The sequence below is a fragment of the Blastomonas aquatica genome (genome assembly GCF_014639875.1).
GTDB classification, from domain to species: domain Bacteria; phylum Pseudomonadota; class Alphaproteobacteria; order Sphingomonadales; family Sphingomonadaceae; genus Blastomonas; species Blastomonas aquatica.
The window spans coordinates 298,241-322,294 of sequence record NZ_BMGD01000005.1 but is presented as its reverse complement, the minus strand read 5'-3'; the positions used below and the strand labels follow the sequence as shown (position 1 = coordinate 322,294).

Sequence of the window (24,054 nt, the reverse complement as noted above, 5' to 3'; positions counted from 1 at the left end):
AACGATGCGTCCCGTCCGGTGAAAGGGCATATATGGACCACTCCGATTCGGGTCAAACGGTTTTTTCAAAAATCCTTCGAAACCAAGCAACCATCGGCATTCCCGGCGCGTTTTGCGTCGCTTTGGATCTGGTAGGGTCCTTGGACGCCCAAACGACTCGCAAGCATCAAGCCTTTGCCAGTCCGTCTGATTCGGGAATCGGAGGCACTGCGCCTGCGGGCCAAGTCTCACGCACGCCTCGGCGCATGACCAAAGCCACCATTACCACGAACAGCAACAGCGCCGGCGCCATCAGCGACAACGGTTCATTGCCGACCCCCGGGTTTTCGCGCTCACCCAAGAACGCTGCGAAAAGCCCGTAGCCCGAACCGATCCAGAACAGCGCCAGAAGGCCCAGCTGCTCGAGAGGCCGGGTACGATCGAGCAGGTCGCTAAGGATGAAGGCAACGCCCACCCCAAGGATGCACAGGTCGTAGTCATAGTTATAGGGGCTGATAAACAGCGATGCCGCGCAGACCGCTGCTGCCAGCATCTGTGGGGGCAGGTTTCGCCACCAGCCGTACAACAACAATGTGATCGCGACCATAGCTCCCGTACCGTGCACCGCAAATGCAACATCCGATGATAGTCCGGTGCTGCGAATAGCGGCGTATATCGATGTCATTCGGAACAGCGGATATTGCCCTTCTGCCAGCAAGCGGCTCGATTCACGCACGCTGTCGAGGAATGCGGGCCAGATCGCCAGGCCAAAGACCGCTGTGGGCAGCAACAGCGCGGTGATGACTATGCCTGTGGCGATAAACATCGCCTGCCAGCGGCGCTCGGCCATCGAAAGCAGCGCGATCGCGACGGCCAGATGCGGCTTGATGATCATCAGCCCGAGCGGGATGCCCGCCTTTGGCTGACGAAGCAGGAAGGCCAGCAGGAACATGCCGACCAATCCGCCCGTCACGAAGCCGTTCTGCCCGGTCATCACTGAAAGCATGATGATCGGCAATATGGCTATCACCACGCCGGGAAGAACGTCGCCCGCAATTCGCCTGAGGATGATCAGGTAAAACGCTGCGGTCAGCGCCGTGAACAGCGCATAGGCCAGACCCAGGGGCAGGGCCGCGAGCGCGGTAACGAACAGCGTAAACGGCGGCGGGTAGGTCCACGGCATGAAGACGTCCACGCCGGTGAAATCGCGCTGGGCCGCCATCATCTTTGTCAGATCGTAGGAATCTGCGGGCCTGCCCTCCAGCGCCAGCGAACCTGCGACGTAATATGCGTGGAAATCGACCACTACGCCTTCAGTGCCGGCGTCATTCGACCTCTGGTAGGAAACCGCAGCGAAAGCCAGCAGCATGGCAGCGACGGTCAAGACGGCCTTGAGCAACAGGCGGCTGGTCGCGAGCGAATGAAAGACGGGTCCGGTCATGGTGGATGCGTCGGGACCTATGCCTCAGCCACGCGGAACGGCAGCAGCGGCATACGCCATCGAACCGTCCAAGCGTGCGGTGAACACGAATCGCCGGTCGAGCTGATATTTAACGAAATAGCCGATCCCCAGCCCCAGCAGCGCTCCTGTCACGCGGGCCTCGTGGGTGTTCCATGCAAACCAGAAAAGCGTTTCGATCGCCCAGAAGATCGCGGTCGTGAACACCCCCATCAACGTGTACAGCGAAAACTTGCGGCAATGCGCGGCCACGCCACGGCTCGGGTCGGCGAATATCCAGCGCTTGTCGAGGATGTACTTGACCACCAGTCCGACACCGGTTCCGGCCGCGAGCGCGACATAATACATAAGAGCGCGGTCATCGATCGTCAGAATCGCCGATTGCATCCCAAGATTCGCGGTCATGGCAAGGATGGCAAAGGCGCCGTAATGCAGCGCCACCGTCAGATTGCTCACGACAGAATGCCTCCACACCAGCAGGGATGCGCCGCAAATTCCGGATTTCGTTCTGCAACGGCCATCGAACCACCCCGTAATCGCCTCCAGCCGCAGAGGTGCAGCAGGATGCTTTGGAGCAAGGCTAAGGTTGGCGAGCTTAGATTTCGTTAACGCAAAAGCCGCGTTGCGACCTGCATGTCACAGGAAATACTTGATCGTCACCCGCTGGCTGGTCCCTGCCCCCTGGTTTACGAAAAGGACCTGAGAGAATCGCGGCGGGCCGAAGCTGAAATTCGGATTGCGCGAGAAACCGATGCCCTCCTTGGGAATTCCGGCAAAGGTATCGAGCTTGTTGTTGCCGTTCTCGTCATGGACGATCGCCAGCGCATATTGCCCGGCGGGCAGGCCAGCAAACCGGGCAACCCCGTCCTTGGCCCGTGCGGTAAGGCGGCGTGCGGCAGGATCATCCTCACAATCGGGAAAGCTGCGCTCGTTGGCGGTGAGGCACAGTTGCAGCAGTCCCTTGGACGAGCGGAGATGATCAATGGTGATATCGATATCGCTCAACGGCGCGGCCCCGGGCAGGGCAAACAGCGCGGCCAGGCCGAGCGCCAGGGTCTTGAGCAGTGCCACGTAATCAACTCCCAGAATGTGCCGAACGGGCCGGATCGATTGCCGAACCCTTCGCCATTGTGTGCCGTCCCGTTTCAGGGAATTCCCCCAGCCCCTTGTCCGTGCCGCACAACCTGTCCCAGAACCGGAAATATAGCCCGTAATTGCAGGTATAGCGCGCATGGTGGTGCTGATGGTGGCTTGCCGTTATCAGCCCTTTGCCCAACCCACCATGAACAAGCCAGCGCGGAAACAGCTCCCAGCCCATATGGTTGGTCACACCCATCAGCGTCATGATGAAGAGCACCAGCCCCAGCATCGCAATGTGAATCGGGATGATGAACACCAGCAGCGGGATAACGAAAGCGCCGGTCAGCGCCTCGATCGGGTGAAAACTCATCGCAGCCCAAGCGGTGGGTGGGCGGCTTTCATGGTGCACCGCATGCGCGATCCGGAACCATTTGGGCTGGTGCATCCACCGGTGAGTCCAGTAAAACCAGGTATCGTGCGCGAACAGATACGCGAACACCGACACCGGCAAATACCACAACGGCAGCGCGCTCCAATCGGTGTAGATTCGGGTCCAGCCGAGGTTCTGCCAGCCCCAGGCAACGATACCGGTGGGGATGCCATAAATCGCCGTGCTATATAGCGACCAGCGGATTTCCCGGCCAATCTGCGGTTTCATGCCCCCATACAGCCCCGGCCGCACCTTTTCGGTCAGCCAGGCAAACAGGCCGCTGGTCGCAAGATAGCGCACGCCGACGATCAGCGTCATCGCCAGAGCGGACAGCACGATGTGGGAGGATCCAAGCATTACGCCGCTGTAGCGTGGTTATGCTGCGCTGCAAAGCAGTCCCTGCACCCTTCCCCTTCGCCGCTGGCTGCGCTAGGGCGGGGGGGACATGAAATCTCCGCGCAATCTCTCCAGCAAAACTCTCAAATGCGATGTGGCGATCCTGGGCGGCGGGCTCGCCGGCGGGTTGATCGCGCTTGCGCTGCGCCGCAAGCGGCCCGAACTGGAAGTGCTGGTGATCGAGGAGAGCGGATCGCTGGGTGGCAACCATATCTGGTCGTTCTTCGGGCCCGATGTCGCCGACAAGCACCGCTGGCTGGTCGCCCCGCTCGTCTGCCATGGCTGGCGTGGTTACGACGTGAAATTCCCGGGCCACGAACGCGCGCTCGAAGAGAGCTATTATTCGATCCTGTCGGACCGGTTTGACGAGTATCTGCGCGAAACCTTGCCCGCGCACCACATCGTAACCGGGGTGCGCGCGCTGGCGGCGAGCCAGACCAATGTCGTGCTGGAAAACGGCGCGCGGATCGAGGCGGGCGGCGTCATCGATGCGCGCGGCGGTGGCAATGTGCGCCATCTGCGCTGCGGTTGGCAGAAGTTCATGGGGCAGATGCTGCACCTTAGCGAGCCGCACGGCCTCACCCGCCCGATCGTGATGGACGCGACCGTCGAGCAGATCGACGGTTATCGCTTCGTCTATTGCCTGCCGATCAGCCCGATGGAAATCTTCGTCGAGGACACCTATTACAGCGACACCCCCGATCTCGACACCCAGGCCTTGTCTGCGCGGATCAGCGCCTATGCCGATGCCAAGGGCTGGCAGATCGAGCGCGTCAGCCGCACCGAAACCGGCGCGCTGCCGGTGGTGTATGGCGGCGATTTCGGCGGATACTGGCAATCGACCGGCGGCGATGTCGCCAAGGCGGGCACGCGCGCGGCATTGTTCCACGGCCTTACAGGCTATTCGCTGCCTGATGCGGTGCGCCTTGCCGCGCATATCGCCGAGATGCCCGACCTGTCGGGCGCGGCGCTGGCCGAGATGAGCCGCAAGACCAGCCTCGATCACTGGGAGGCCGACGGCTTCTACCGGATGCTCACCAAGATGCTGTTCAAGGCGGCAGGTCCCGATGAGCGTTATCGTGTGCTCGAACGCTTCTATACGCTGCCCGATGGCCTGATCGCGCGCTTCTACTCGGGCAAGTCGACCTTTTTCGACAAGGTCCGTGTCCTGGCCGGCCGCCCGCCGCTGCCGATCTGGCGCGCGATCCGGGGATTGTTTAGTTAGGACTGCGGGTTGCCGGACCCATGCCAAACCCACCCCCGCTCAACCTGAGCCCAAAGGTCCAGGCGCGGCTGGTGTCCGGGGCAGTCGCAAAATGTTGGGCACACAGTGTTGGGCACACACTGTTAGGAAGTCTGGAATTGCATGGCAGGCTGCCGACCGCCTCAACTCTGCAGGCGAACGCGGTCTTCCAGCTTTGCCAGCAGCTTCTGGTTGTAAGCCTTGGGCTTGAGCCGGCGACAATCCTTCAGGAACTCGGTATTTCCCGCCCGCGCAAACGCCTCTGCCTCTGCTTCAGGTTTCGAATGTTCCAGCAGGAAACTGCGGATTCGGGAGATCAGACTGTCGGACGGAAGCCTTTTATCCGTGATGGAAAACGGAGAAAATTCCTTCGGATACACGTTGTGCTTCCATAGGAAGTCCTCCGCCCCGATGGCATTTTGGAGGCTCTCCAAGGTCATTGGCTTATCGCCCGCGACGATCACGCCTGTGTCGTAATCGATCCGATATTCGTCACGCATCTTCTGGATGAAAATCCAGCAAAAAGGCGTCAAAGTGGCTAACGGACCTGCAATGATCTGCGCTCCATCCAACTCGAAGTGAGTCAGACCGATGTCAATTCCGGCAATCGCCTGACAAATTGATTTGCGATCTGATCTGGCTGACAGCGGCTTTCTCCTTGCGGCGGGTGGAATGCAGGCAAGGAGCCTATCACCCTCGGCGCAGGGCAGCCATGGGGTCGTTGCGTGGATAGCAGCTTATTTCTCGACAGCGCAGGGGCGGATGGGCGAATTGTATGTCCGATCGGCCCCGAAGACCTCGCTGCCTGGATGCGCGGAGCAGAGCGCCGCCCCAGCAACCCGCCTACCCGATCGTCCCGATCACATCGCCGATCTTGTAGGCCTCGCCCTCTTCGCCGGTGACGCGCAGCACGCCGGTGTCCTGCGCTTCGATCTCGGTGGTGCTCTTGTCGGTCTCGACAGTGTAGAGCACGTCGCCCTTCTCCACCGTCTCCCCGTCACCGAACATCCATTCGACCAGCGTGACCTCGGTGACGCTCATGCCCAGCTTGGGAATGCGGATTTCGGCCGGCATCAGCGTTTCCAGTCCAGCGTCGTGCGGATCGCCGCGGTGATCTCGTCCTTGTTGGGGATCCACGCCTGTTCGAGCACGCTCGCCATCGGCACCGCGGAAAACGCACCGCCGATGCGCTGTACCGGGGCCTTGAGGTCGTTGAACAGCGATTCGTGCAGCCGCGAGGCGATTTCCGCGCCGGTGCCATAGCTGCGCACTGCCTCGTGCAGCACGACCGCGCGGCCGGTCTTGCGGACAGAAGCGGTAACGGTTGGCTCGTCATAGGGCGCGATGGTGCGCAGATCGATGACCTCGACCGACACGCCCTCACCGGCCAGCGTCTCTGCGACTTCCAGCGTATCGAGCACGGTGCGGCCATAGGTGATCAGCGTGACGTCGGAGCCTTCGCGCGCGATCGCCGCCTTGCCCAGAGGCACCCGGTAGTCGGCGCCCGGATCGTCGGACTTGAGGCCGTAGCACAGGATGTTCTCGATGAAGATCACCGGGTCGTTGCACTCGATCGCGCTGCGCATCAGCCCCTTGGCATCGGCAGCGTTCGAGGGGGTTACGATCTTCAAGCCCGGCACATGCGCGAACCAGGCTTCCAGCATATCCGAATGCTGGCCGCCAAAGCCGACGCCGACCCCGGTGGTGGTGCGGATGACCATCGGCACGTTAGTCTGCCCGCCCGACATGAAGCGCAATTTGGCCGCATGGTTGACGATCTGGTCCATCGCCACGGTAACGAAGTTCATCAGCATGATCTCGGCGATCGGGCGCATCCCCGCTAGTGCCGCGCCGACGCACGCCCCCATGATCGCCTGCTCCGAAATCGGCGTCGCACGAATACGATGCTCGCCGTACTTTTCGCTGAGCCCGGACGAAACCTTGAACACGCCGCCGCCCTGCTTGGCGGCAACATCCTCGCCCAGCAGGATCACGCCTTCGTCGGCGGCCATCGCCTCGTCGATTGCGGCGTTCAAGGCCTGCACCACAGTGATCTGCTTGACCTTCGCCTGGGGTGCGGTGGTTTCGAGTGTTGCGGTGTCGCTCATGCCGCGATCTCCTCTTCGAATACGTCCTTGCGGATTTCGTCGGCGTCCGGATAGGCGCTGGCAAAGGCGAACTCGACCGCAGCCTCCAGCTCCGCCTCAAGCCCGGCGACGATCGCATCGAGCTCGGCTTGCGGGAACTGGTGCTCGAGCATCAGCGCATTGAGCTTGGGCAGCGGGTCTTCCGCCTTCATTTCCTCGATATGCTCGGGCGGCATGTACGAGAAATCCGCGCCGAAGAAGTGCCCCATCATCCGGTAGCACATCGCCTCGATCAGCGTCGGGCCGTCACCGGCGCGAGCGCGGTCGACGGCTTCCTTTGCGGCGGCATACATCGCGACCGCATCGTTGCCGTCGACCTTCACGCCCTTCATTCCGTACGCGGCGGCCCGCGTGACGATCGAATCCACCTTGGTGTGGTCGGCAAAGGCGGTGTGCTCGCCATAATGGTTGTTCTGGCAGAAGAAGATCACCGGCAGCTTGTAGAGCTGCGCCATGTTCATCGCCTCGTGGAACGCGCCGATATTGGTCGCGCCATCGCCGAAGCAGGTGACGGTGACCTTGCCGTCCTTCTTGTTCTGGCTGGAGAGCGCCAGACCATTGGCGATCGGCAGCCCCGATCCGACCACGCCGGTGGTGACCATCACCCCGGTGGCGGGATGGGTGATGTGCATCGACCCGCCCTTGCCCTTGCAGGTACCGGTCGCGCGGCCTGCGATCTCGGCGATCAGCAGGTCGAGCGGAACCCCCTTGGCGATCTGGTCGTGCTGGCCGCGATAGGTGGTGACGAGATAATCGTCCTGGTTCAAGGCTGCCATCATCGCCGATGTTACCAGTTCCTGCCCGCGCATCGTGTAATAGATGGTGGCGAGTTTCCCGCTCATCAGCAGCGAGCGCATCTTCTCGTCGAACCGCGCGACCTTCATCGTGCGGGTGTAGATATCGAGCAGTTTTTCGCGGTCGATACTCATGGTCATGCAATCCCCGTCTTCGCGTTCATGCTGGCAGCCGCGCTCGGGCGCTGGGCGACACGCGCCGACCATGCGTCGAGATTGGCGAGGTCCTCGGGCGTCGGCTGGCCGACCTGCTTGCCGAATTCGGTCAGGCAATAGAGCAGGATGTCGGCCAGCGTGAACCGATCACCTGCCAGCCATGTCCTGCCCGCCAGCTGGGCATCGAACGCGGCGAGGCCATCGCGCACGCAGGCCTTGAGGCCATCGGCGGCCTCGGGCAGGCAGCGCATCCGGCTCTGGAACATCGGCAGGCCTTCAGAGCCCCGGAACGCCATCGTCATCGGGGCAACGACATCATAATCCAGCCTGCGCACCAGCATGCTGGTCACCGCGCGTTCCTCGGCGGTGCTGCCGATCAGTGCGGGCGTGGGAAACTTCTCCTCGATATAGCCGCAGATCGCGGTGCTTTCCGACAGGTGGCTGCCGTCGTCCAGTTCGAGCAGCGGCACCTGACCGAACGGATTGAGCGCGGTGAACGCCGGCTGGCGGTTTTCACCCGCGATGATATCGACGAATGCGCGATCAATCGTCGCGCCCTTTTCCTCTAGGAACATCAGCACGACGCGCGGGTTGGGGCCGATCGATTGATAGAGCTTCATGAAAACAGTCTCCGGATCAGAACTGGACGCGCTGGGTGAAGCCGCCATCGATGACGACATTCGCTCCGGTCATATACGGGCAGGCGGGGCTCGCGACGAAAACGATCGCCTTGGCGACCTCTTCGGGCTCGCCGAAGCGGCCCATCGGCATCTTGGCGAGCGTGCCTTCGTAAAGCTCAGGCACCACGCCCTTGATCATCTCCCAATTGCCGCCGGGATATTCGATCGCGCCGGGCGAGATGCAATTGACGCGGATGCCTTGCGCCGCAAGCGCCTGGCTCAGCTGCGAGCCATAAGTGATCAGCGCGGCCTTCAGCGCGTTGAATGCCTGGGGCGCGACGAAGGTCTCGAGCGCGGCGGTCGACGACATGAAGATGATCGATCCGCAATCCGATTCGGTGAGCGCCGGGGTCAGGACCTCCACGCCGTGCACCGCGTTCATGACGTCCATGTCGAGGCAGCGCTGCCAGTCGCCGGTCGCGCCCTGGCCCGATGCGCTTGCGGTATGGACGAAGATATCGCAGCCCCCCAGCGCCTCAAGACAGCCGTTCAGCCAGGTCTTGTAGCCTTCGGCATCACCAGTGATATCGATCGCGGTGCCATGCACCTTGCCCGTGCCGCAGCCGTCGATCTCCTTGACCGCAGCGTCCACCTTGGCCTGGTCACGCGACAGGAAGGCGACATCGGCGCCCTCGCGCGCGAAATGCCTGAGCGAAGCGAGGCCCAGCCCATGTGCGCCACCGTTCATGATGACCTTCTTGCCTGCCAGACCCAGATCCATTTTCCGCTCTCCTTGGCTTTTCGCGCGTGATTTTATGCCACCACGCTATCGGAATCACCTTCCCCTCGTAACCAGCAAAAGTGACAGCAGACGGCCTACGCAAAGCCGGAGCGTGCCGCCCGGTCAGGGATCGAAACGTGCACGGGACCGTTTCTGGGAGTGCTGGACACAGCTATCCCAAGCCCATAACACGGGGTGATGAGGGCCAACGGATAAGGAACAACCGCCATGATCTGGGTAATTCGTCTGCTCGTCGCCGGGTTTGCGGCGCTTTTCGTGATCATCGGCGTGCGCGCCATGATCGATCCGCAGTCAATCATCACCCAGTTCGAGCTCGGCCGACAGGGCGTGACCGGAACCAGCGCGATCCGCGCCGATATGGGCGGTTTCTTCATCGGCACCGGCATCGCGGCGTTGGTGGGGCTTTTCCCCGGCAAGCGCCAATGGCTGCTCGGCGCGGCAGGCATGGTGGCACTCGCCTTTCTTGGCCGCGCGATCGGCTTGATGAGTGACGGCATCACCGCCAACATCGCCCAGTCGATGATCATCGAGGCGATCTCGGTCGCGCTGCTGGTCGCCGCCTTCGCAATCCTGAGCCCGCGCCGCCGTGAGGAACTGGCCGCTGAAAAGACCGCCGAAATCGAGCGGCAGCGCCTGGCGGCCGAGGAAGAGCGGCTCGCGGCCGAACAGAACGATATGATCGCGCAAAACGAAGCACAGCTGCAAAGGGACCGTGACTTGGCCCAACCGATTGTCTAGGGCTGTCGTCATTCGATTCTGTCGCCTTTCGGGGGTTTTGCGATCTTGTCTTCGACCCGCTTCCAGCCCCGCGTTCGGCGAACCGGCCGGCCTGATTGACCCATGGCAACGTCCAGCCTGATCATCACCTGCCCTGCGTCTGCCGATGCCGCGCTGCATTGGTGGCGCGCCGATGACGGTCATATCGTTGCGCGAGGGCAGGATTTCAGCCCACCCTCAGCCGCTAGGGATACCGACGCTGGCACGGTGATGGCGCTGATTCCCGCCGCCGATACCGTCATCCGCATCATCGACATGGGCGATATGAGCGCCGCGCAGGCCGAGGCCGCCGCGCGCTATCGTGCCGCAGACCTCAGCATCGGAAGCGACCTGTTCGTCGCCGTCCGGGCGTTGGGTGGCGGAGATTCGATGCAAGTCCTGTGTGCGACGATTTCGCGCGCGCGGCTGGCAGATCACATGGCCGAACTGGCGTTGCGCGGGCTTGACCCCGATGTGATGATACCTGTCGGGCTGCTGCTTCCCGCAAACCAGACGCCGGTCAGCGCGACCTTCGGCGATCTGGGTGTGGACCGTCTGGGCGATCTGGTACTTCCGCCGGACGAGGCTCTAGGCGCGTTGCTGCTGGGGGAGACTCCGCCCGCACCGCTCGATCAGGATGCACGCGACGCCGCAATGGTCGCAGCCCTCGCCGATCCGCCGCTGAACCTGCGTCAGGGTGGCTTTGCCCGCCGCACGCCGCTTTTTGCATTGGGCACCGGCCAAGGGCGGACACTGGCCTGGCTGCTGGGTGCGCTACTGCTGATCAGCTTTGCCATTCCGCTGATCGAGATCGGCAAGAACTATCTGGGCGCCGACCTTGCCGAACGCCGCGCGCTCGCCAGTGCGCAGCGTCTGGTGCCCGAGGCGACCGATATTTCCCAGGCCGAACAGGCGATCGATACCCGGCTCGCTGCGCGCGGCGCTGGAAACGCGATCGCAACGGTGCCGCTTGCAGGCCTGCTGTCGGCGATGCAGCCCGTTGCGGGTGTGACCCTGCGCCAGGCCGATTACCGACCCGGCGGAATCATCGGCGCGATGATCGCCGCGCCCCGGGTCGAAGATTTGAACGCGGTGCTGATCGCGCTGCAGAACAATGGCTATACCGTTACCGCCGCCCAGCGCAGCGATGCCACCGGCCAGGCCGTCGCCGATATCACGGTGCTGGCGCCATGATTAAAGAGGTGCCAGCACCGTGACCGAAGCAGCAAAGAACTGGTTCGTCGCGCTGTCGCGGCGCGAGCAGATCATGGTCGGCTTCGCTGCCGTCCTGGCGTTGGGGATCGTCGGCTTTTACGGCATCTACCGCCCGATGTACGACCTTGCGACCGATGCCAAGCGCAGCTTTTATGAAGCGACGATGCAGGCAGGCCGCATCGAGGCCAAGACGCAGGCGCTTTCAATGCCCGCCGACAAGCGCCCGGCCGAGGCGATCGCCGCGCTCAATCTGCTGCTCGCCAGCGAGGCCGCCGAACGTGGGTTCACGCTCGATGCCAACACCGCACAAGGATCGAACCGCGCCGAAATCGCGATCGGATCGGCGCGATCGACCGCGTTCCTGTCATGGCTGGCCGATCTCGAGCGCCGTGGCGTGGTTCCCGAAACGCTGACTGTCCGTCGGATGGACAACGGCACCGTTTCAGTTTCGGCACGGCTGACGAAGATCGGCGGATGAACAGACGCGTCAAACGGGCAGTCCTGATTGCTGTCGTGCTGATCGTGGCGCTGCTGGTGCTGCTGCCGATGCGGATCGTGTTCGACATGAGCGGGCTGGGCGGCCGCGGTGTCAGCGCGCGCGCTGTCGAGGGGAGTGTCTGGAGCGGCACCATCCGCGACCTGCGGCTTGGCCGGCTGACCCTGGGCGACCTCGATGCCAGCCTTTCCCCTGCCGGGCTGCTACGCGGCGAAACGCTGCTGGCAATGACACGCGCGGCCGATGTACCCGGCCAGCCGCCACTGGCGTTCGAGCTTGCAAAAAGCGGCAGCAGCATCGCGATGCGCAATGCCAGCGGTGACATCGCCACCGCCGATCTGTTCGCGCCGCTGCCGTTGCGCAGCGTGACGCTCGATGGCGCCAACATCGCGTTCGTCGGCGCGCGGTGCAGCGCGGCATCGGGCGCGGTGCGGGTCAATATCGAGCAGAGCCTGTTCGGCATCTCGCTGCAACGCGGGCTTAGCGGCACGTTGCGCTGCGACGGTGGCGACCTGCTGATCCCGCTGAGGGGCCAGTCCGGGCTTGAGCAGATGGATATCCGAATCACCGGCGCGGGTCGCTACACCGCCGATTTCAAGCTCGGCGGCCTCGCCGGCGGCGCGGGCGCGGCGCTCTCGGTCCTCGGCTTCCGCCAGCAGGGCGATGCGATGGCGATCAGGATCAACGGACGGTTTTGAGGGTGGTTCCTGATCGCGAAACACCTGCATAGCTGTTTTCCGGCGAAAGCCGGAATCCAGGGCGGCTTCATTGCAATCTGACCCCTGGACTCCGGCTTTCGCCGGAGAACGGACCCAATCAAAAGAAGAATGGAGACGATGCCATGATCCTTCCCCCCAACACCCCCGTTCTGATCGGTGTCGGACAGGCGGTCGATCACTGGGACGGCAGCGATCCGGCAGCCGCGCCCAGCCCGCAAAGCCTGATGCAGCACGCATCCGAGGCCGCACTCGCCGACACCGGCGTTGCGGATGCCGTGCGCTCGGCGATCGATGTCATCGCGGTGGTCCGCCATTTCGCCGACAGCGCGCCGGGCATGGTGCCCGAAGGCACCGGCGGATGCGACAAGCCGCCCTTGGGGCTCGCCGCCCGGCTGGGCATCACGCCTGCCCGCGCGATCTACTCGATCGTCGGCGGCCAGAGCCCGCAGGCTTTGGTGAACGAATTTGCTGCCGAGATCCATGCGGGCAAGGCCCGGTGCGTGCTGCTGTCGGGGTCCGAAGCGATCGCCACCGCCAAGACCGCCGCGCGCAAGGGGGTGACGCTCGACTGGAACGAGACCATCGCGGGCGACATGGAAGATCGCGGGCTTGGCCCGATGCTGCTCGACCGGCACGAGCTCAGGAACGGTGTCGGCGCGCCGATCCTCACCTATCCGCTGTTCGAGCACGCGCTGCGCGCACGCCTCGGCCGCACCCGCACCGAGCATGTCGCTGAGATGTCGGCACTGTGGGCGGATTTCAGCGAAGTCGCCGCCGCCAACCCCTATGCGCAATTCCCCAAGGCGATGAGCGCCGATTATCTCGCAACACCGTCAGACAGCAACTACCCGGTCGCCGATCCCTATCTCAAATGGCACGTCGCGCAGGATGCGGTGAACCAGGGCGCGGCGCTGATCCTCACCAGCGCCGGTCAGGCCGAGGCGATGGGCGTTCCGCGTTCGCATTGGCTCTTCCTGCACGGCAGCGGCGAGGCGATGGACAAGAATGTCAGCCTGCGCCCCGATCTGTCGCGGTCGCGCGCGATCGAGGTGGCGCTGAAAGGCGCACTCGCCAGCGCGGGCAAGACGCCAAGCCAAATCGCGCATTACGATATATACAGCTGCTTCCCGGTCGCGGTGCTGCTGGCGGCCGAGGCGCTGGGAATCGACGAACGCACAACCGCGCTGACGCTGACCGGCGGGCTGCCGTTTGCAGGCGGCGCAGGCAACAATTATTCGATGCACGCCATCGCCGCGATGACACAGACGCTGCGCGCCGACCCCGGCAGCTATGGCCTGATCCTCGCCAATGGCGGGTTCCTGTCGAAGGAAGCGGTCGGCATCTACAGCACCACAGCGCCCGAGGCCTGGACCCCGGTCGATCATGCCCCGATGCAGGCCGAGATCGATGCCGAAGCCGCGCCCGCGCGGCTGGAGGAACACGCGACCGGAACGATCGAAAGCTACACCGTCGGCTATGCCAAGGGCAGGCCCGCGCGCGCGGTGGTCATCGCCCGGACCGCGACAGGCCGCGTCATTGCGCGCCCCGCCGATGGCGACAAGGACGCCGCGATCGCCGCGTTGCTCGATCCGGCAAAGGATCCGATCGGCCGCACCGTCCACATCACGCACACCGATGGCGTCAACAGCTTCACGGTAGCCGAATGAGCAGGCCGCAACGCCCGCTGCGCGCCGATTATCGCGCGTTCACGACGATCACCACCCGCTGGTCGGACAACGACATCTACGGGCACGTCAACAATTCGGTCTATTATTTCTGGTTCGACACTGCGGTTAACGAATATCTGATCAAGGCCGGCGCGCTCGATATCCATGCGGGCGAGACCATCGGCCTGGTGGTCGAAACCGGGTGCGCCTATTTCGCGCCGACGGCGTTTCCCGACACGATCCATGCCGGCATCCGGGTCGATCACATCGGCACCAGTTCGGTGCGCTATGGCGTGGGGCTGTTTCGCAACGATGACGACGAAGCCGCTGCCGCCGGGCATTTCACCCATGTCTATGTCGGGCGCGACAGCCGCCGCCCGGTGGCCTTGCCCGAAGCGCTGCGGACGGCGCTGGAAGCCATCCGCAGCTGATCGTCTTCAGCCCCGTTTATTAGCCGACAAACGCGCGCTCGAGCACATAAGTGCCCGGGTTCGACTGCGCGCCTTCGACAAAGCCCAGGCTTTCGAGCAGCGCGCCGGTTTCCTTGATCATCGCCATGCTGCCGCACAGCATCACCCGGTCGGTCTCGGGGTTCAGCGGATAATCGCCGCACTCGATCCGCGTGGTGATGCGGCGGTTTTCCTCGGTCCAGGTCGGGCACTTGGTCACCGACCGGTCATAGGTCAGCCGCGTCACCGCCAACTCGCCGACCAACGGATCATGCTCCATCCGCGCTTCCAGCTCTTCGCGATAGGCGAGATCCTGAATGTCGCGCACGGTGTGCTGCACGGTGATCTGCTCATAGCGCTCGTACGCATCGGGATCGCGGATGATCGACATCCAGGGTGCAAGGCCGGTGCCGGTGCCGATCAGGTGCAGGCGCTTGCCGGGCAGCAGCGCATCGAGCGTCAGCGTTCCTGTGGGCTTTGCGCCCAGCAGGATCTCGTCACCCGGCTTGATCTTGTACAGATGGCTGGTCAGCGGACCATCAGGCACGATTATGCTGAGAAACTCGAGCGTCTCATCCCATGCCGGCGAGACGATCGAATACGCGCGCAGCAGCGGCTTGCCGTTGATCATCAGCCCCAGCATCACGAACTGCCCGCTCACGAACCGGAACGACGGCGGCCGCGATACGGTGAACGAGAAGAGCCCGGTGTTCCATTGGTGCGTCGTCAAAACCTCGACAGTCGTAATCGCCATTTTCGTCCAATCTATCAATCGTGCGCGCCCGATAGCAGCATTCGCCGCCAGGGGAGAGGAAGCATAATTTTGCACCGCAAAACGCCAGCTTGCGGCGTAGCGGTCAAGGTTCAGCGACGGGCGCTGATGCCTGGATCGGGTTAGCCCCCCCTTGAACAAACTGGCGCGCCCTACAGGAATCGAACCTGTGGCCTCAAGATTAGAAGTCTCGCGCTCTATCCAGCTGAGCTAAGGGCGCGCGCCATTTGACATCTATTTTCGATATCGAGGGCGCAATAGCGGGCTTTGCATGGCCATGTAAACCGCGATATGGCGGTGGCCTATGCAGCGACCATCCCGCGATCTCCTGAACCCCGCCCCGCTCTCCAGCGACGGCTTCGACCCCGCCACGCACCGCTTTGCCTATTACGATTTCGTGATGGCTGCGTTCGTGACGGTGCTGCTGCTGTCGAACGTGATCGGCGCAGCCAAGCCGACCTTCATCACCATCGATGGCGAGCAATGGGTGTATGGCGCAGGCATCCTGTTCTTCCCATTGGGCTATGTGATCGGTGACGTGCTGACCGAGATCTACGGCTATGCCCGCGCACGCCGCGTGATCTGGGCAGGCTTTGCAGCGTTGCTGTTCATGGCGTTCATGAGCTATGTGGTGGTCACCCTGCCCCCCGCCGATGGCTGGGACGGCCAGGCGGCCTATGAGTCCGTTTTTGGCCAGGTGCCCCGCATCGTATTGGCATCAATCGTCGCCTTCTGGGCGGGCGAGTTCGTCAACAGCTATGTCATGGCGCGGATGAAGATCTGGACGCGGGGCCGCGCCTTGTGGTCGCGCACCATCGGATCGACGATCGTGGGCCAGGGTGTCGACAGCCTGATCTTCTATCCGCTCGCCTTCTATGGCGAATGGGAGACAAACCAGGTGATCACCGTGATGATCACCAACTGGCTGCTCAAGGTCAGCTGGGAGGTGGTGCTGACCCCGGTCACCTATCTTGTCGTCGGCTGGCTGAAGCGGCGCGAAGGGGTGGAGGTGTTCGATACCGCCACCGATTTCACCCCGTTCAGCACGAAGGTTTGAAACTGGGGCCTCAGCCGGGGGCCTGACCGCAGGGTTTTAAGCCAGAGGCCCGCGCTCAGCGGGCCGATGCGATCAGCCCGATGGCGAGATAGATCAGCACCGGTGCACCGACACCGAACAGTGCAGCCAGCACGAAGCCGATGCGGATCAGGTTGACGTCCCAGTCGAAGTAATTGGCGATGCCTGAGCACACGCCCATCAGCTTGGCGTTCGACTTGTCGAGGTGAAATGCGCGGTTGTTCATGATTGTATCCCTTAAAGCCCGGTTGTTGTGATGCGGCAGATCAGACGATCATCGACGCCATGCCGATTTCTGCGGGACCTACGCTCAGGCCGATGAAAAGTGCCGAGGTCGCAAAAGCGCAGATGGCGGCGAGGAGGTTGCTGTTGAGGTTCGAGAGCGAAAACATGATGTGGTTCCTTTCTGGTGTGTCTGGGTCCCTCGGGGCTGTCCTTCGGGAGATGCCAGATACGTTGCACGCGCCGTGCCAGTTTGGATAACGTCGATAATTCAATGTCTTATACGCAAAGTGACGATTCTTGCCCCAGGCTGAATACGAAGGTTTGGGAATATTCACGATAAGTTGGCGAGCGCACTGTGCCGACGATCCGTGCCCTTTCGATTTTGCGCGCGAACCCCTTCCCAAGGCGCTATAGCGGTGCCCGCATGGCGCTTTCCAACCTGTCCCTCAGTCAGTTTCGCAACCACGAGGCCAGCCGCATCGCGGCGGGCGCGCGGTTCAACGTCATCTGGGGCGACAATGGCGCGGGCAAGACCAACATCCTCGAGGCGATCTCGCTGCTCGCCCCCGGGCGCGGGATGCGCCGCGCCAGCATCGACCAGATGGCGCGCCAGCAGGGACCGGGGGGCTTTGCGATCTCCGCGAGCCTTGCCGGCGAAGAGCTCAAGATCGGCACCGGCACGAATGCGGACGCGCCCTCGCGGCGGCTGGTGCGCGTGAACGGCGCGGCGGCGGCGGCGACAAGCCTTGCCGACTGGCTTGCAGTGGTGTGGCTGACCCCGGCGATGGACCGGCTGTTCCTCGAAGGCGCAGGCGGAAGGCGGCGGTTTTTCGACCGGCTGGTGCTGGCGCTGCACCCCGCACACGCCCGCCACGCCGCGCGCTACGAGGCCGCGATGCGCGAGCGCAACCGGCTGCTGGGTGAAACCCGTGCGGTCGATCCCGGCTGGATCGATGCATTGGAAGCACGGATGGCCGAGCATGGCGGCGCGATGGCCGAGGCGCGCGCCGATACGCTCGAAGCGCTCGAAGTGCAGATCGATGCGCTGGCCGACGGCCCGTTCGCGCAACCGACGCTGGCGTTGGAACGCAAGGGCCCGGCAGAGACTGACGCGCTCGCCGCAGCGCTCAGATCAGGCCGCGCGCGCGACCGTGCCGCCGGGCGTGCGCTGGCGGGACCGCACCGCGACGACCTGATCGTCACGATGCGGCAGAAGGGCCAGCCCGCGGCCTTGTGTTCGACCGGCGAGCAGAAGGCGATGCTCATCGCGATCATCCTCGCGCACGCCGACCTCGTCGCTGCCCGCCGTGGCAGCCGCTTGATCCTGCTGCTCGACGAAATCGCCGCACACCTCGACCCTGCGCGCAGAGCCGCGCTGTACGAGCAGCTTGCCGACCGCTCCGGGCAGGTGTGGATGACCGGCACCGATGCCGCGCTGTTCGAGGCGGTCCCGACGGCAGGCCGCGCCGACTGGAGCGTCAGCGGCGGGGTGGTGACTCCGACAGGTTAAGGGGCCTGTTCATCCGGAAGCGCAATCTCTGCGCAGTTCGCCGCGACCGCAGCGCGGCTGACGAATGCAGACACCGTCCCGGCAAAACACGTCGGCGCGACCAAGGCGAGAAAATGTGCGCCCCGATCCACCGTGACGAAATGCACATCGCCTGCAGGTGCCAGCAGTCTGATATGCGCCAATGCGCCTTCATAGGGTGTGTTGGGATCAAGCGTGCCATGGACAACAAGCGTGCGGGGGAGCCTTTGCGGCACTGTTCCGTAGAATGCGTCCCGCTGATAAAGCGGCGTGGGGCTTCCGACGAGCAATCCGGGAAGCGAACTGGTAAACAGCGAATCCCCAGATTCTGCAGCGACGATATCTGCCGTCAGATCCGGGCGCGCGTTGTTTTCTGATCCGCTGATCAGCATGACCAGTGGCAGCGAGGGCGGCGATTGCGGATACACAGACAGCTGTGCCGACAGGGCTCGAACATCGCTGATGGCAGAAATCAATGGAGCGGAATCGTTGTTCGCCAGTGCCTCAATCATCTGGGGAATACGGTCGCGCACCTCGGGAAACGTCAGCATCGATCCCATCAGACGGCGCAGATCGCCACCCGGAACGCTGGCGAGCCAGCCGGGCTGCTGCTGGGCAAGCAACTCGCGATATTGCTGGGTCTGATCAGCATTGAGCAATTGCCTGCCCACTGCATCAACCACGGCGGTGCGTCGGCTCAAATCCCACTCGCTTGCCGTTTCGGGCGGCACCAGGCCGTCCAGTATCATCCCGTCGAGCCTGACCGGCGCAACCTGCATCATCCGCAGGACCAACTGCGTCCCATAGGATACGCCATATAGCTGAACCTTGCCGCGCGATCGGTAGCGACGGATCAATGCGGCCAGATCGTACGCTGCGTTGGTGATCGTAAAGCTGTGCGTCCGTGCGACATTCCCATGCAACGCACCGATGCATGGCCCCCACTCCTCGCCTGCCAGTGCGATCCCTCCAGCACTGCCTGGAGCTTCCTGATCCGGGCACAGCTTAGACGAATATCCGGTTCCGCGGTGATCAGGGAATATCAGATCATAGCCGGCAAATGCCTGTCTCAGCGTCGGCAGCACCGGATAAAGCGACGCTCCCGATTCACCGGGGCCGCCAGCAACCAGCCAAACCTGCCCACGACGCTTGCGGGCATTGGCGGCAGGAAACTTTCGAACGAACAGCGATAGGGTTTCATCCGGCGAGGCCGACACCCCGGGCTGCAGCGGAACCTCAGCGGTGGCACAAAGCGATCCTGCCAGCGCGGGGAACGCATCTGCATCGCTGCACGGCGTGAACTCCTGCGCCATCGCGTCAGTCGGGAGCAGCCAGATTGCCAATGCCGCCATGGCCAGTGCGCAGTATCGCAGCATCATGGGATCTTTCACCTGTTCCAGCCAGCAGAATTCCTGCGCTTGCGCAGTCAATCCGCACTAATCCCGGGGCAGAATGAATGTAAAGATCAGACGCTCAGTGAATCGTCCCGATGCTCTGGTCGATCGTCATGATCACCAACAGCCGTTCGATCTGGCGCCAGTGACAAAAGTGGATGTGGTTGCCGCGGGCACGGGCGGCTTCGGCGCGGTCGGAGGCTTCAATGCCGGCGGTCTCGCCAAAGCGCGAGAGCAGCATGCAGGCGTCGTCATAGGCTTCGCGGGTTCCGATATAAGGCAGGTTCATGGCCGCTCGTATGTTCCTTGTGTACACCCGCACCCCCTGCTGGCTGCGGTTCGTTCAGGGATAGCGTTCGGGCGTGGAAGAAGGCTCAACCGGGTTGGTAAACGCGTCGTTAGGGTTTTGCGGTGGCGGCGCGCGTCACTTCGCGTTGGCAAATCGCTGCCAGCCGTGGCAAGGGCTTTGCCATGCAGAACGATACGCGCAAAACCCCTGCCCGCCCGGAAGATCGCCCGCCTGTGCGCGGCGGCGGCGTGTTCATGGCCTTGGGGACATTGGTTGGAACCGTGGTCGGCGGATTGATGGGCCAGCCCTCGATCGGGTTTCTCGCCGGGCTTGGTGGCGGCTTCGCGCTGCACGGCGCGCTGTGGTACATGGACAGCCGCAAGCGCTGAGGGCTGGTTGCGCCACCAGCCGTTCTCCGGCGAAAGCCGGAGCCCAGGGGCGGCTGCAGAGCAATCTGACTCCTGGATTCCGGCTTTCGCCGGAAAGCAGTGACAATCACGCCAGCGAGATAAAGCTGTCGATCACCCGCTTGCGGCCCGCGCTTTCGAAGTCGATCTCGAGCTTGTTGCCTTCCTTCTCAGCGACCAGCCCGTAGCCGAATTTCTGGTGGAACACGCGGGTGCCGATATCGACATCGCTGCGTCCGGCGTTGCCCAGGCTGATCGCGCTCGACCGCGCCTCCGCCACACGCTGAGGTGCGGTGTTGAAGCCGCCGGGGACTTGCGTGGCGCGCTGCCAGCCGGGCCCGCGCCGCGCCGCGCGTTCGGGGTCGCGCGCCAGATGCGCAAACGGATCGTCGCGCTCTGACAGCCCCGCCCGCCACAGCGAAGCCCCACCGGTCAGCGAGCTTTCCTCCTCGATATGCTCTACCGGCAGTTCGCCGATGAAGCGCGAGGGGATCGAGCTGGTCCACTGGCCATAGATCCGCCGGTTGGCCGCGTGCATGATCGTGCAACTGGCGCGAGCGCGCGTAATTGCGACGTACGCGAGACGGCGTTCTTCCTCCAAGCTAGCCAGCCCGCCCTCGTCGAGCGAGCGTTGCGAGGGGAAAACGCCCTCTTCCCATCCCGCGAGGAAGACATGCTCGAACTCGAGCCCCTTGGCACCGTGGATGGTCATCATCGTGACCTTGGCCTCGTCCGCGCTCGCCTCGTTGTCCATCACAAGACTCACATGCTCGAGGAAATCGCCGAGGCTTTCATACTCTTCCATGGCGCGGGCAAGCTCGGAAAGGTTTTCGAGCCGTCCCGATGCCTCGACCGATTTTTCCGCCTGCAGCACTTGGGTGTAACCCGATTCGTCCATGATCTGCCGGGCGAGGTCCGCAGGCGTCATCGTCGTCAGCAGGTCGCGCCAGCGGGCAATCCCGCGCATCAGGCCGCCCAAAGCCGTGCGGGCCCGCGCAGGCAGTTCATCGCTGTCGAGGATCTGGAACGCGGCCGCCGACAGCGGCAGCCCGGTGGCGCGGGCGACGCGGTGCACCTTCTCGACCGCCTTGTCGCCGAGGCCCCTCTTCGGCGTGTTGACGATCCGCTCGAACGCTAGGTCATCTGCGGGCTGGTTGACGACGCGCAAGTACGCCAGCGCATCGCGGATTTCGGCGCGCTCGTAAAAGCGGAAGCCGCCGATGATGCGGTAGGGCATGCCGATCGCGATGAACCGGTCCTCGAACTCGCGGGTCTGGAACGAGGCGCGCACCAGGATCGCGGTCTTGTCGAGGCTGGTGCCCTCCCGCGAAATCCGCTCGAGCTCCTCGCCGACCCGCCGCGCCTCTTCGGGCCCGTCCCACACGCCCAGCACGCGCACTTTCTGTCCGGCATCGACCTCGGTCCAGAGCGTCTTGCCCAATCGGTCGCTGTTCGATGCGATCAGGCCTGATGCTGCGCCCAGGATATGCGGGGTGGAGCGGTAGTTCTGCTCGAGCCGGATGGTCCGTGCGCCAGGAAAATCCTTTTCGAACCGCAGGATGTTGGCGACCTCTGCACCGCGCCACGAATAGATCGACTGGTCATCATCGCCGACGCAACAGATGTTCTTGCGTGCCTGGGCGAGCAGCCGCAGCCACAGATACTGGCTGGAGTTGGTGTCCTGATATTCGTCGACCAGGATATACTTGAACCGTTGCTGGTACTGCTCGAGCACCGCGCGGTCGGTCTTGAGCAGCGTCAGCATGTGCAGCAGCAGATCGCCAAAATCGCAGGCGTTCAAGGCCTTCAGCCGGTCCTGATAGGCGGTGTAGAGTTCCTGTCCCCGCCCATTGGCATAGAGTTCGCTCTCGGCGGCGTCCAATTCGTGCGGATTCAGCCCCTTGTTCTTCCACCGGTCGATGCACCCGGCGAGCTGCCGCGCGGGCCAGCGCTTGTCGTCGATATCGGCGGCCTGGATCAATTGCTTGAGCAGCCGCAACTGGTCGTCGGTATCGATGATCGTGAAGTTGCTCTGCAGCCCGACCAGCTCGGCATGGCGGCGCAGCATCTTGGCGCCGATCGAGTGGAAGGTGCCCAGCCACGGCATCCCCTCGACCGCATCCCCGATGATCCGCCCAACGCGCTCGCGCATCTCGCGCGCGGCCTTGTTGGTGAAGGTGACCGCGAGGATTTCCGAGGGCCAGGCGCGGCGCGTCGCGATCAGATGCGCTAGCCGCGCGGTCAGCGCCGCGGTCTTGCCCGTGCCTGCGCCCGCCAGCACCAGCACCGGGCCTTCGGACGACAATACGGCTTCGCGCTGCGGCGTGTTGAGCCCCTGCAGATACGCAGGGTCCTGCGGCGAGGGCGGCGGAAATTCGGATGCGGGGGCGAGACTGTTCACCAACGAACGTTTAGGGAACGAGGGCGGCGGGGGCAAGGGGTGAGGTGGAGCGATCACTCCACTCAAATCCTCCCCGAGCTTGTCTCGGGGAGGGGGACCGCCGCAGGCGGTGGAGGGGAAGCGATTTGGCACGGCGATTTATCGAGGCACTATCCCGCAGCCCCTCCACCCCCCGCTGTGCGGGCGGTCCCTCTCCCCCCGCTTCCTGGGGGAGGATTTGAGTCGTACGCAAACGCCATCAATCGAGAACGAACTTCTCCAGCATCTCGACATCCGCAGGTAGCGCCAGCCCGATCTTGGCGCGCGCGAACGCCTCGTGCGACATCGCCCGCGCTGCCGCGCCTAAATGCGCCGGATCATGCGCGGCAAGCGATCGCAGCGCCTTTTGCAGCCGGATCTGTACCTCGAGATGCCCTGCCCCGTCACGCGCGATCCAGCGGAACGCATCACAGACCATATCTTCGACGCTGATCGGCGGAACGTGCAGACGTGGACATTTGACGACCCGTTCCGCCGCTTGCGCCTGGGTGCTCCAGCGGGCCAGGAGCCTGAGCGACGTCCCCACCACGTCGATCGCGGTCCCCGGATCGTTGATCCCCGGCGACAGCGCCTTGGATGCGGTCTCCGACAGCACGATCAGGCAGAAGCGCGGATCGGCCTCGAACGTGCGGCTCCCGCCGATCACGAAGGCGTTGTAGACGGCCTTGGCGGTCTTGGCGTCCAGCGGCTTCGATGTCACCAGCAGCGTGGTCGCTAAATCGACATAGGTTCCGGGCCGGACCGCAAGATAGATATCGACGTCATGCTTCTTGCAGACTGTGGCAAAGACGTGATCGTCGATCGCCTGGATGAAGCCGAACCGCTTCGAGCGAACGGCGAAGCCCTCCGCCGGCAGGGCATCAAGCACGACCCCGTTTAGGAACGGCCGCAAAGCCAGCTGGCAGAACGCCTTGTCCGCGCTGTCTTCGAGCAGGTCGATGATCTCGGACACATCGCCCAGATTGCTGAGCCGCCCGATCCAGCGGATCAGCGCGTAGATCACCGAGACGATTACCAGACAGGTTGCCAGGAACAGGATGACCCGTGCGGGCTGGTCGAAATAGCTCGTCGACAGGCCCACAATGCCGACGATCGCGAAAATGAACCCGCCAATGAAAACGGAGATCGCGTTCTGCGCGGTGCGATCGCGCATCAGCAGCGGGCGGGCACGGGGCGTTGCGGCGGAAGCGGCGGCCTGCAGCGAGGACACCATGATACCCAGCGAGAAGATCGCTACCGCCAGCAGCGTGTTGGCGAGCACGCCGAGCAGCTCGTCGACGCCATCCAACCCGATCAGCTTGTGGAATTCCTCCGGCAGAAACATCGATGCTGCAGGCGCAAGCAACAGCACGACCACCGCCAGCACCGCATAGGCCGCAGGCGTGAACCACAAAGATGTCAGCACCCGGATGGCGAGCAGGCGCGCATAGGATAAGCTCATTGTGGAAACTCCCGGGCGCACAGATTGCAGCGCCGCATCGCCCATAGGACGCGGCGCACCGGCAATAGGTTACAG

27 protein-coding genes and 1 tRNA gene are annotated in these 24,054 nt (G+C 63.5%); 10 read left to right on the top strand and 18 right to left on the bottom strand.

The window, feature by feature from the left end; all coding sequences use genetic code 11:
• Positions 1 to 166: 166 nt before the first annotated feature.
• The 4 genes from IEW00_RS15010 to IEW00_RS14995 all read right to left on the bottom strand — a co-directional run bounded on the left by IEW00_RS15010 (position 167) and on the right by IEW00_RS14995 (position 3,305).
• Positions 167 to 1,420, bottom strand: a complete 1,254-nt coding sequence (locus IEW00_RS15010) for a glycosyltransferase family 87 protein (RefSeq protein WP_188515212.1) — start codon at positions 1,418 to 1,420, stop codon at positions 167 to 169.
• A 24-nt stretch (positions 1,421 to 1,444) separates the two neighbouring features.
• Positions 1,445 to 1,894: a GtrA family protein gene (locus IEW00_RS15005; RefSeq protein WP_188515211.1), complete on the bottom strand. Its 450-nt coding sequence runs from the start codon at positions 1,892 to 1,894 to the stop codon at positions 1,445 to 1,447.
• A 180-nt stretch (positions 1,895 to 2,074) separates the two neighbouring features.
• A complete protein-coding gene (locus tag IEW00_RS15000) occupies positions 2,075 to 2,509 on the bottom strand; it encodes a DUF2141 domain-containing protein (protein WP_188515210.1) in 435 nt (144 codons plus the stop codon).
• A 4-nt stretch (positions 2,510 to 2,513) separates the two neighbouring features.
• Positions 2,514 to 3,305 (bottom strand): sterol desaturase family protein, encoded by a 792-nt coding sequence (locus tag IEW00_RS14995; RefSeq protein WP_188515209.1) that lies wholly within the window; start codon positions 3,303 to 3,305, stop codon positions 2,514 to 2,516.
• A gap of 88 nt (positions 3,306 to 3,393) precedes the next feature.
• On the opposite strand from IEW00_RS14995, the gene crtY reads away from it, so the two are divergent.
• Positions 3,394 to 4,569 carry a lycopene beta-cyclase CrtY gene (crtY, locus tag IEW00_RS14990; RefSeq protein WP_188515208.1) on the top strand — a complete coding sequence of 392 codons (1,176 nt, stop codon included), beginning with the start codon at positions 3,394 to 3,396 and terminating at the stop codon, positions 4,567 to 4,569.
• 161 nt (positions 4,570 to 4,730) lie between these two features.
• Here crtY and IEW00_RS14985 read toward each other — a convergent pair whose 3' ends face one another.
• The 6 genes from IEW00_RS14985 to IEW00_RS14960 all read right to left on the bottom strand — a co-directional run bounded on the left by IEW00_RS14985 (position 4,731) and on the right by IEW00_RS14960 (position 9,085).
• Positions 4,731 to 5,159 (bottom strand): hypothetical protein, encoded by a 429-nt coding sequence (locus tag IEW00_RS14985; protein WP_188515207.1) that lies wholly within the window; start codon positions 5,157 to 5,159, stop codon positions 4,731 to 4,733.
• 271 nt (positions 5,160 to 5,430) lie between these two features.
• Positions 5,431 to 5,661, bottom strand: a complete 231-nt coding sequence (locus IEW00_RS14980) for a biotin/lipoyl-containing protein (protein ID WP_188515206.1) — start codon at positions 5,659 to 5,661, stop codon at positions 5,431 to 5,433.
• Positions 5,661 to 6,695, bottom strand: a complete 1,035-nt coding sequence (locus IEW00_RS14975) for an alpha-ketoacid dehydrogenase subunit beta (RefSeq protein ID WP_188515205.1) — start codon at positions 6,693 to 6,695, stop codon at positions 5,661 to 5,663. Before IEW00_RS14975 ends, IEW00_RS14980 begins: the two co-directional genes overlap by 1 nt.
• On the bottom strand, positions 6,692 to 7,663 hold the full coding sequence (locus IEW00_RS14970) for a thiamine pyrophosphate-dependent dehydrogenase E1 component subunit alpha (protein WP_229737068.1): 972 nt from the start codon (positions 7,661 to 7,663) through the stop codon (positions 6,692 to 6,694). Before IEW00_RS14970 ends, IEW00_RS14975 begins: the two co-directional genes overlap by 4 nt.
• Before the next feature lie 2 nt (positions 7,664 to 7,665).
• Entirely contained in the window at positions 7,666 to 8,304 is a 639-nt protein-coding gene (locus tag IEW00_RS14965; protein ID WP_188515203.1) for a glutathione S-transferase family protein, read from the bottom strand.
• A gap of 16 nt (positions 8,305 to 8,320) precedes the next feature.
• A complete protein-coding gene (locus IEW00_RS14960; RefSeq protein WP_188515202.1) occupies positions 8,321 to 9,085 on the bottom strand; it encodes an SDR family NAD(P)-dependent oxidoreductase in 765 nt (254 codons plus the stop codon).
• Positions 9,086 to 9,313: 228 nt separating this feature from the next.
• Between IEW00_RS14960 and IEW00_RS14955 the strand changes: the two genes are divergently transcribed.
• The 6 genes from IEW00_RS14955 (at position 9,314) to IEW00_RS14930 (ending at position 14,390) form a co-directional block, all read left to right on the top strand.
• On the top strand, positions 9,314 to 9,844 hold the full coding sequence (locus IEW00_RS14955) for a DUF4345 family protein (RefSeq protein WP_188515201.1): 531 nt from the start codon (positions 9,314 to 9,316) through the stop codon (positions 9,842 to 9,844).
• A 102-nt stretch (positions 9,845 to 9,946) separates the two neighbouring features.
• On the top strand, positions 9,947 to 11,056 hold the full coding sequence (gspL, locus tag IEW00_RS14950; RefSeq protein ID WP_188515200.1) for a type II secretion system protein GspL: 1,110 nt from the start codon (positions 9,947 to 9,949) through the stop codon (positions 11,054 to 11,056).
• A gap of 19 nt (positions 11,057 to 11,075) precedes the next feature.
• Entirely contained in the window at positions 11,076 to 11,555 is a 480-nt protein-coding gene (locus IEW00_RS14945; protein ID WP_188515199.1) for a type II secretion system protein M, read from the top strand.
• Positions 11,552 to 12,271, top strand: a complete 720-nt coding sequence (gene gspN / locus IEW00_RS14940) for a type II secretion system protein N (RefSeq protein ID WP_188515198.1) — start codon at positions 11,552 to 11,554, stop codon at positions 12,269 to 12,271. The genes IEW00_RS14945 and gspN overlap by 4 nt, the downstream gene beginning before the upstream one ends.
• A 143-nt stretch (positions 12,272 to 12,414) precedes the next feature.
• On the top strand, positions 12,415 to 13,959 hold the full coding sequence (locus IEW00_RS14935) for an acetyl-CoA acetyltransferase (RefSeq protein WP_188515197.1): 1,545 nt from the start codon (positions 12,415 to 12,417) through the stop codon (positions 13,957 to 13,959).
• Positions 13,956 to 14,390: an acyl-CoA thioesterase gene (locus tag IEW00_RS14930; protein WP_188515196.1), complete on the top strand. Its 435-nt coding sequence runs from the start codon at positions 13,956 to 13,958 to the stop codon at positions 14,388 to 14,390. The genes IEW00_RS14935 and IEW00_RS14930 overlap by 4 nt, the downstream gene beginning before the upstream one ends.
• A gap of 19 nt (positions 14,391 to 14,409) precedes the next feature.
• On the opposite strand, the gene IEW00_RS14925 is transcribed toward IEW00_RS14930, so the two are convergent.
• Together IEW00_RS14925 and IEW00_RS14920 are read right to left on the bottom strand one after the other, a co-directional pair.
• Positions 14,410 to 15,162, bottom strand: coding sequence for a ferredoxin--NADP reductase (locus IEW00_RS14925; RefSeq protein WP_188515195.1), 753 nt, complete (start codon positions 15,160 to 15,162; stop codon positions 14,410 to 14,412).
• Positions 15,163 to 15,323: 161 nt separating this feature from the next.
• Positions 15,324 to 15,400: transfer RNA gene (locus tag IEW00_RS14920), tRNA-Arg, on the bottom strand.
• A gap of 84 nt (positions 15,401 to 15,484) precedes the next feature.
• On the opposite strand from IEW00_RS14920, the gene IEW00_RS14915 reads away from it, so the two are divergent.
• Positions 15,485 to 16,237, top strand: a complete 753-nt coding sequence (locus tag IEW00_RS14915; RefSeq protein WP_188515194.1) for a queuosine precursor transporter — start codon at positions 15,485 to 15,487, stop codon at positions 16,235 to 16,237.
• Between the two features lie 55 nt (positions 16,238 to 16,292).
• Here IEW00_RS14915 and IEW00_RS14910 read toward each other — a convergent pair whose 3' ends face one another.
• Positions 16,293 to 16,481 (bottom strand): PspC domain-containing protein, encoded by a 189-nt coding sequence (locus tag IEW00_RS14910; protein ID WP_188515193.1) that lies wholly within the window; start codon positions 16,479 to 16,481, stop codon positions 16,293 to 16,295.
• A 40-nt stretch (positions 16,482 to 16,521) separates the two neighbouring features.
• The gene (locus IEW00_RS17600; protein ID WP_268235840.1) at positions 16,522 to 16,647 is read right to left on the bottom strand and encodes a hypothetical protein; all 126 of its coding nucleotides are present in this window, start codon (positions 16,645 to 16,647) and stop codon (positions 16,522 to 16,524) included.
• 257 nt (positions 16,648 to 16,904) lie between these two features.
• Between IEW00_RS17600 and recF the strand changes: the two genes are divergently transcribed.
• Positions 16,905 to 17,990 carry a DNA replication/repair protein RecF gene (gene recF / locus IEW00_RS14905; RefSeq protein ID WP_188515192.1) on the top strand — a complete coding sequence of 362 codons (1,086 nt, stop codon included), beginning with the start codon at positions 16,905 to 16,907 and terminating at the stop codon, positions 17,988 to 17,990.
• Here the strand turns inward: recF and IEW00_RS14900 are convergent.
• Positions 17,987 to 19,399, bottom strand: a complete 1,413-nt coding sequence (locus IEW00_RS14900; RefSeq protein ID WP_229737067.1) for an alpha/beta hydrolase — start codon at positions 19,397 to 19,399, stop codon at positions 17,987 to 17,989. The genes recF and IEW00_RS14900 overlap by 4 nt on opposite strands.
• An 82-nt stretch (positions 19,400 to 19,481) precedes the next feature.
• Complete coding sequence (locus IEW00_RS14895) at positions 19,482 to 19,691, bottom strand: hypothetical protein (RefSeq protein WP_188515191.1); 210 nt, start codon at positions 19,689 to 19,691, stop codon at positions 19,482 to 19,484.
• A gap of 182 nt (positions 19,692 to 19,873) precedes the next feature.
• On the opposite strand from IEW00_RS14895, the gene IEW00_RS14890 reads away from it, so the two are divergent.
• Complete coding sequence (locus IEW00_RS14890) at positions 19,874 to 20,080, top strand: hypothetical protein (RefSeq protein WP_188515247.1); 207 nt, start codon at positions 19,874 to 19,876, stop codon at positions 20,078 to 20,080.
• Positions 20,081 to 20,186: 106 nt separating this feature from the next.
• Here IEW00_RS14890 and IEW00_RS14885 read toward each other — a convergent pair whose 3' ends face one another.
• Together IEW00_RS14885 and IEW00_RS14880 are read right to left on the bottom strand one after the other, a co-directional pair.
• Complete coding sequence (locus tag IEW00_RS14885) at positions 20,187 to 22,499, bottom strand: ATP-dependent helicase (RefSeq protein ID WP_188515190.1); 2,313 nt, start codon at positions 22,497 to 22,499, stop codon at positions 20,187 to 20,189.
• A gap of 238 nt (positions 22,500 to 22,737) precedes the next feature.
• Complete coding sequence (locus tag IEW00_RS14880) at positions 22,738 to 23,979, bottom strand: DUF2254 domain-containing protein (protein ID WP_188515189.1); 1,242 nt, start codon at positions 23,977 to 23,979, stop codon at positions 22,738 to 22,740.
• Positions 23,980 to 24,054: the final 75 nt, after the last annotated feature.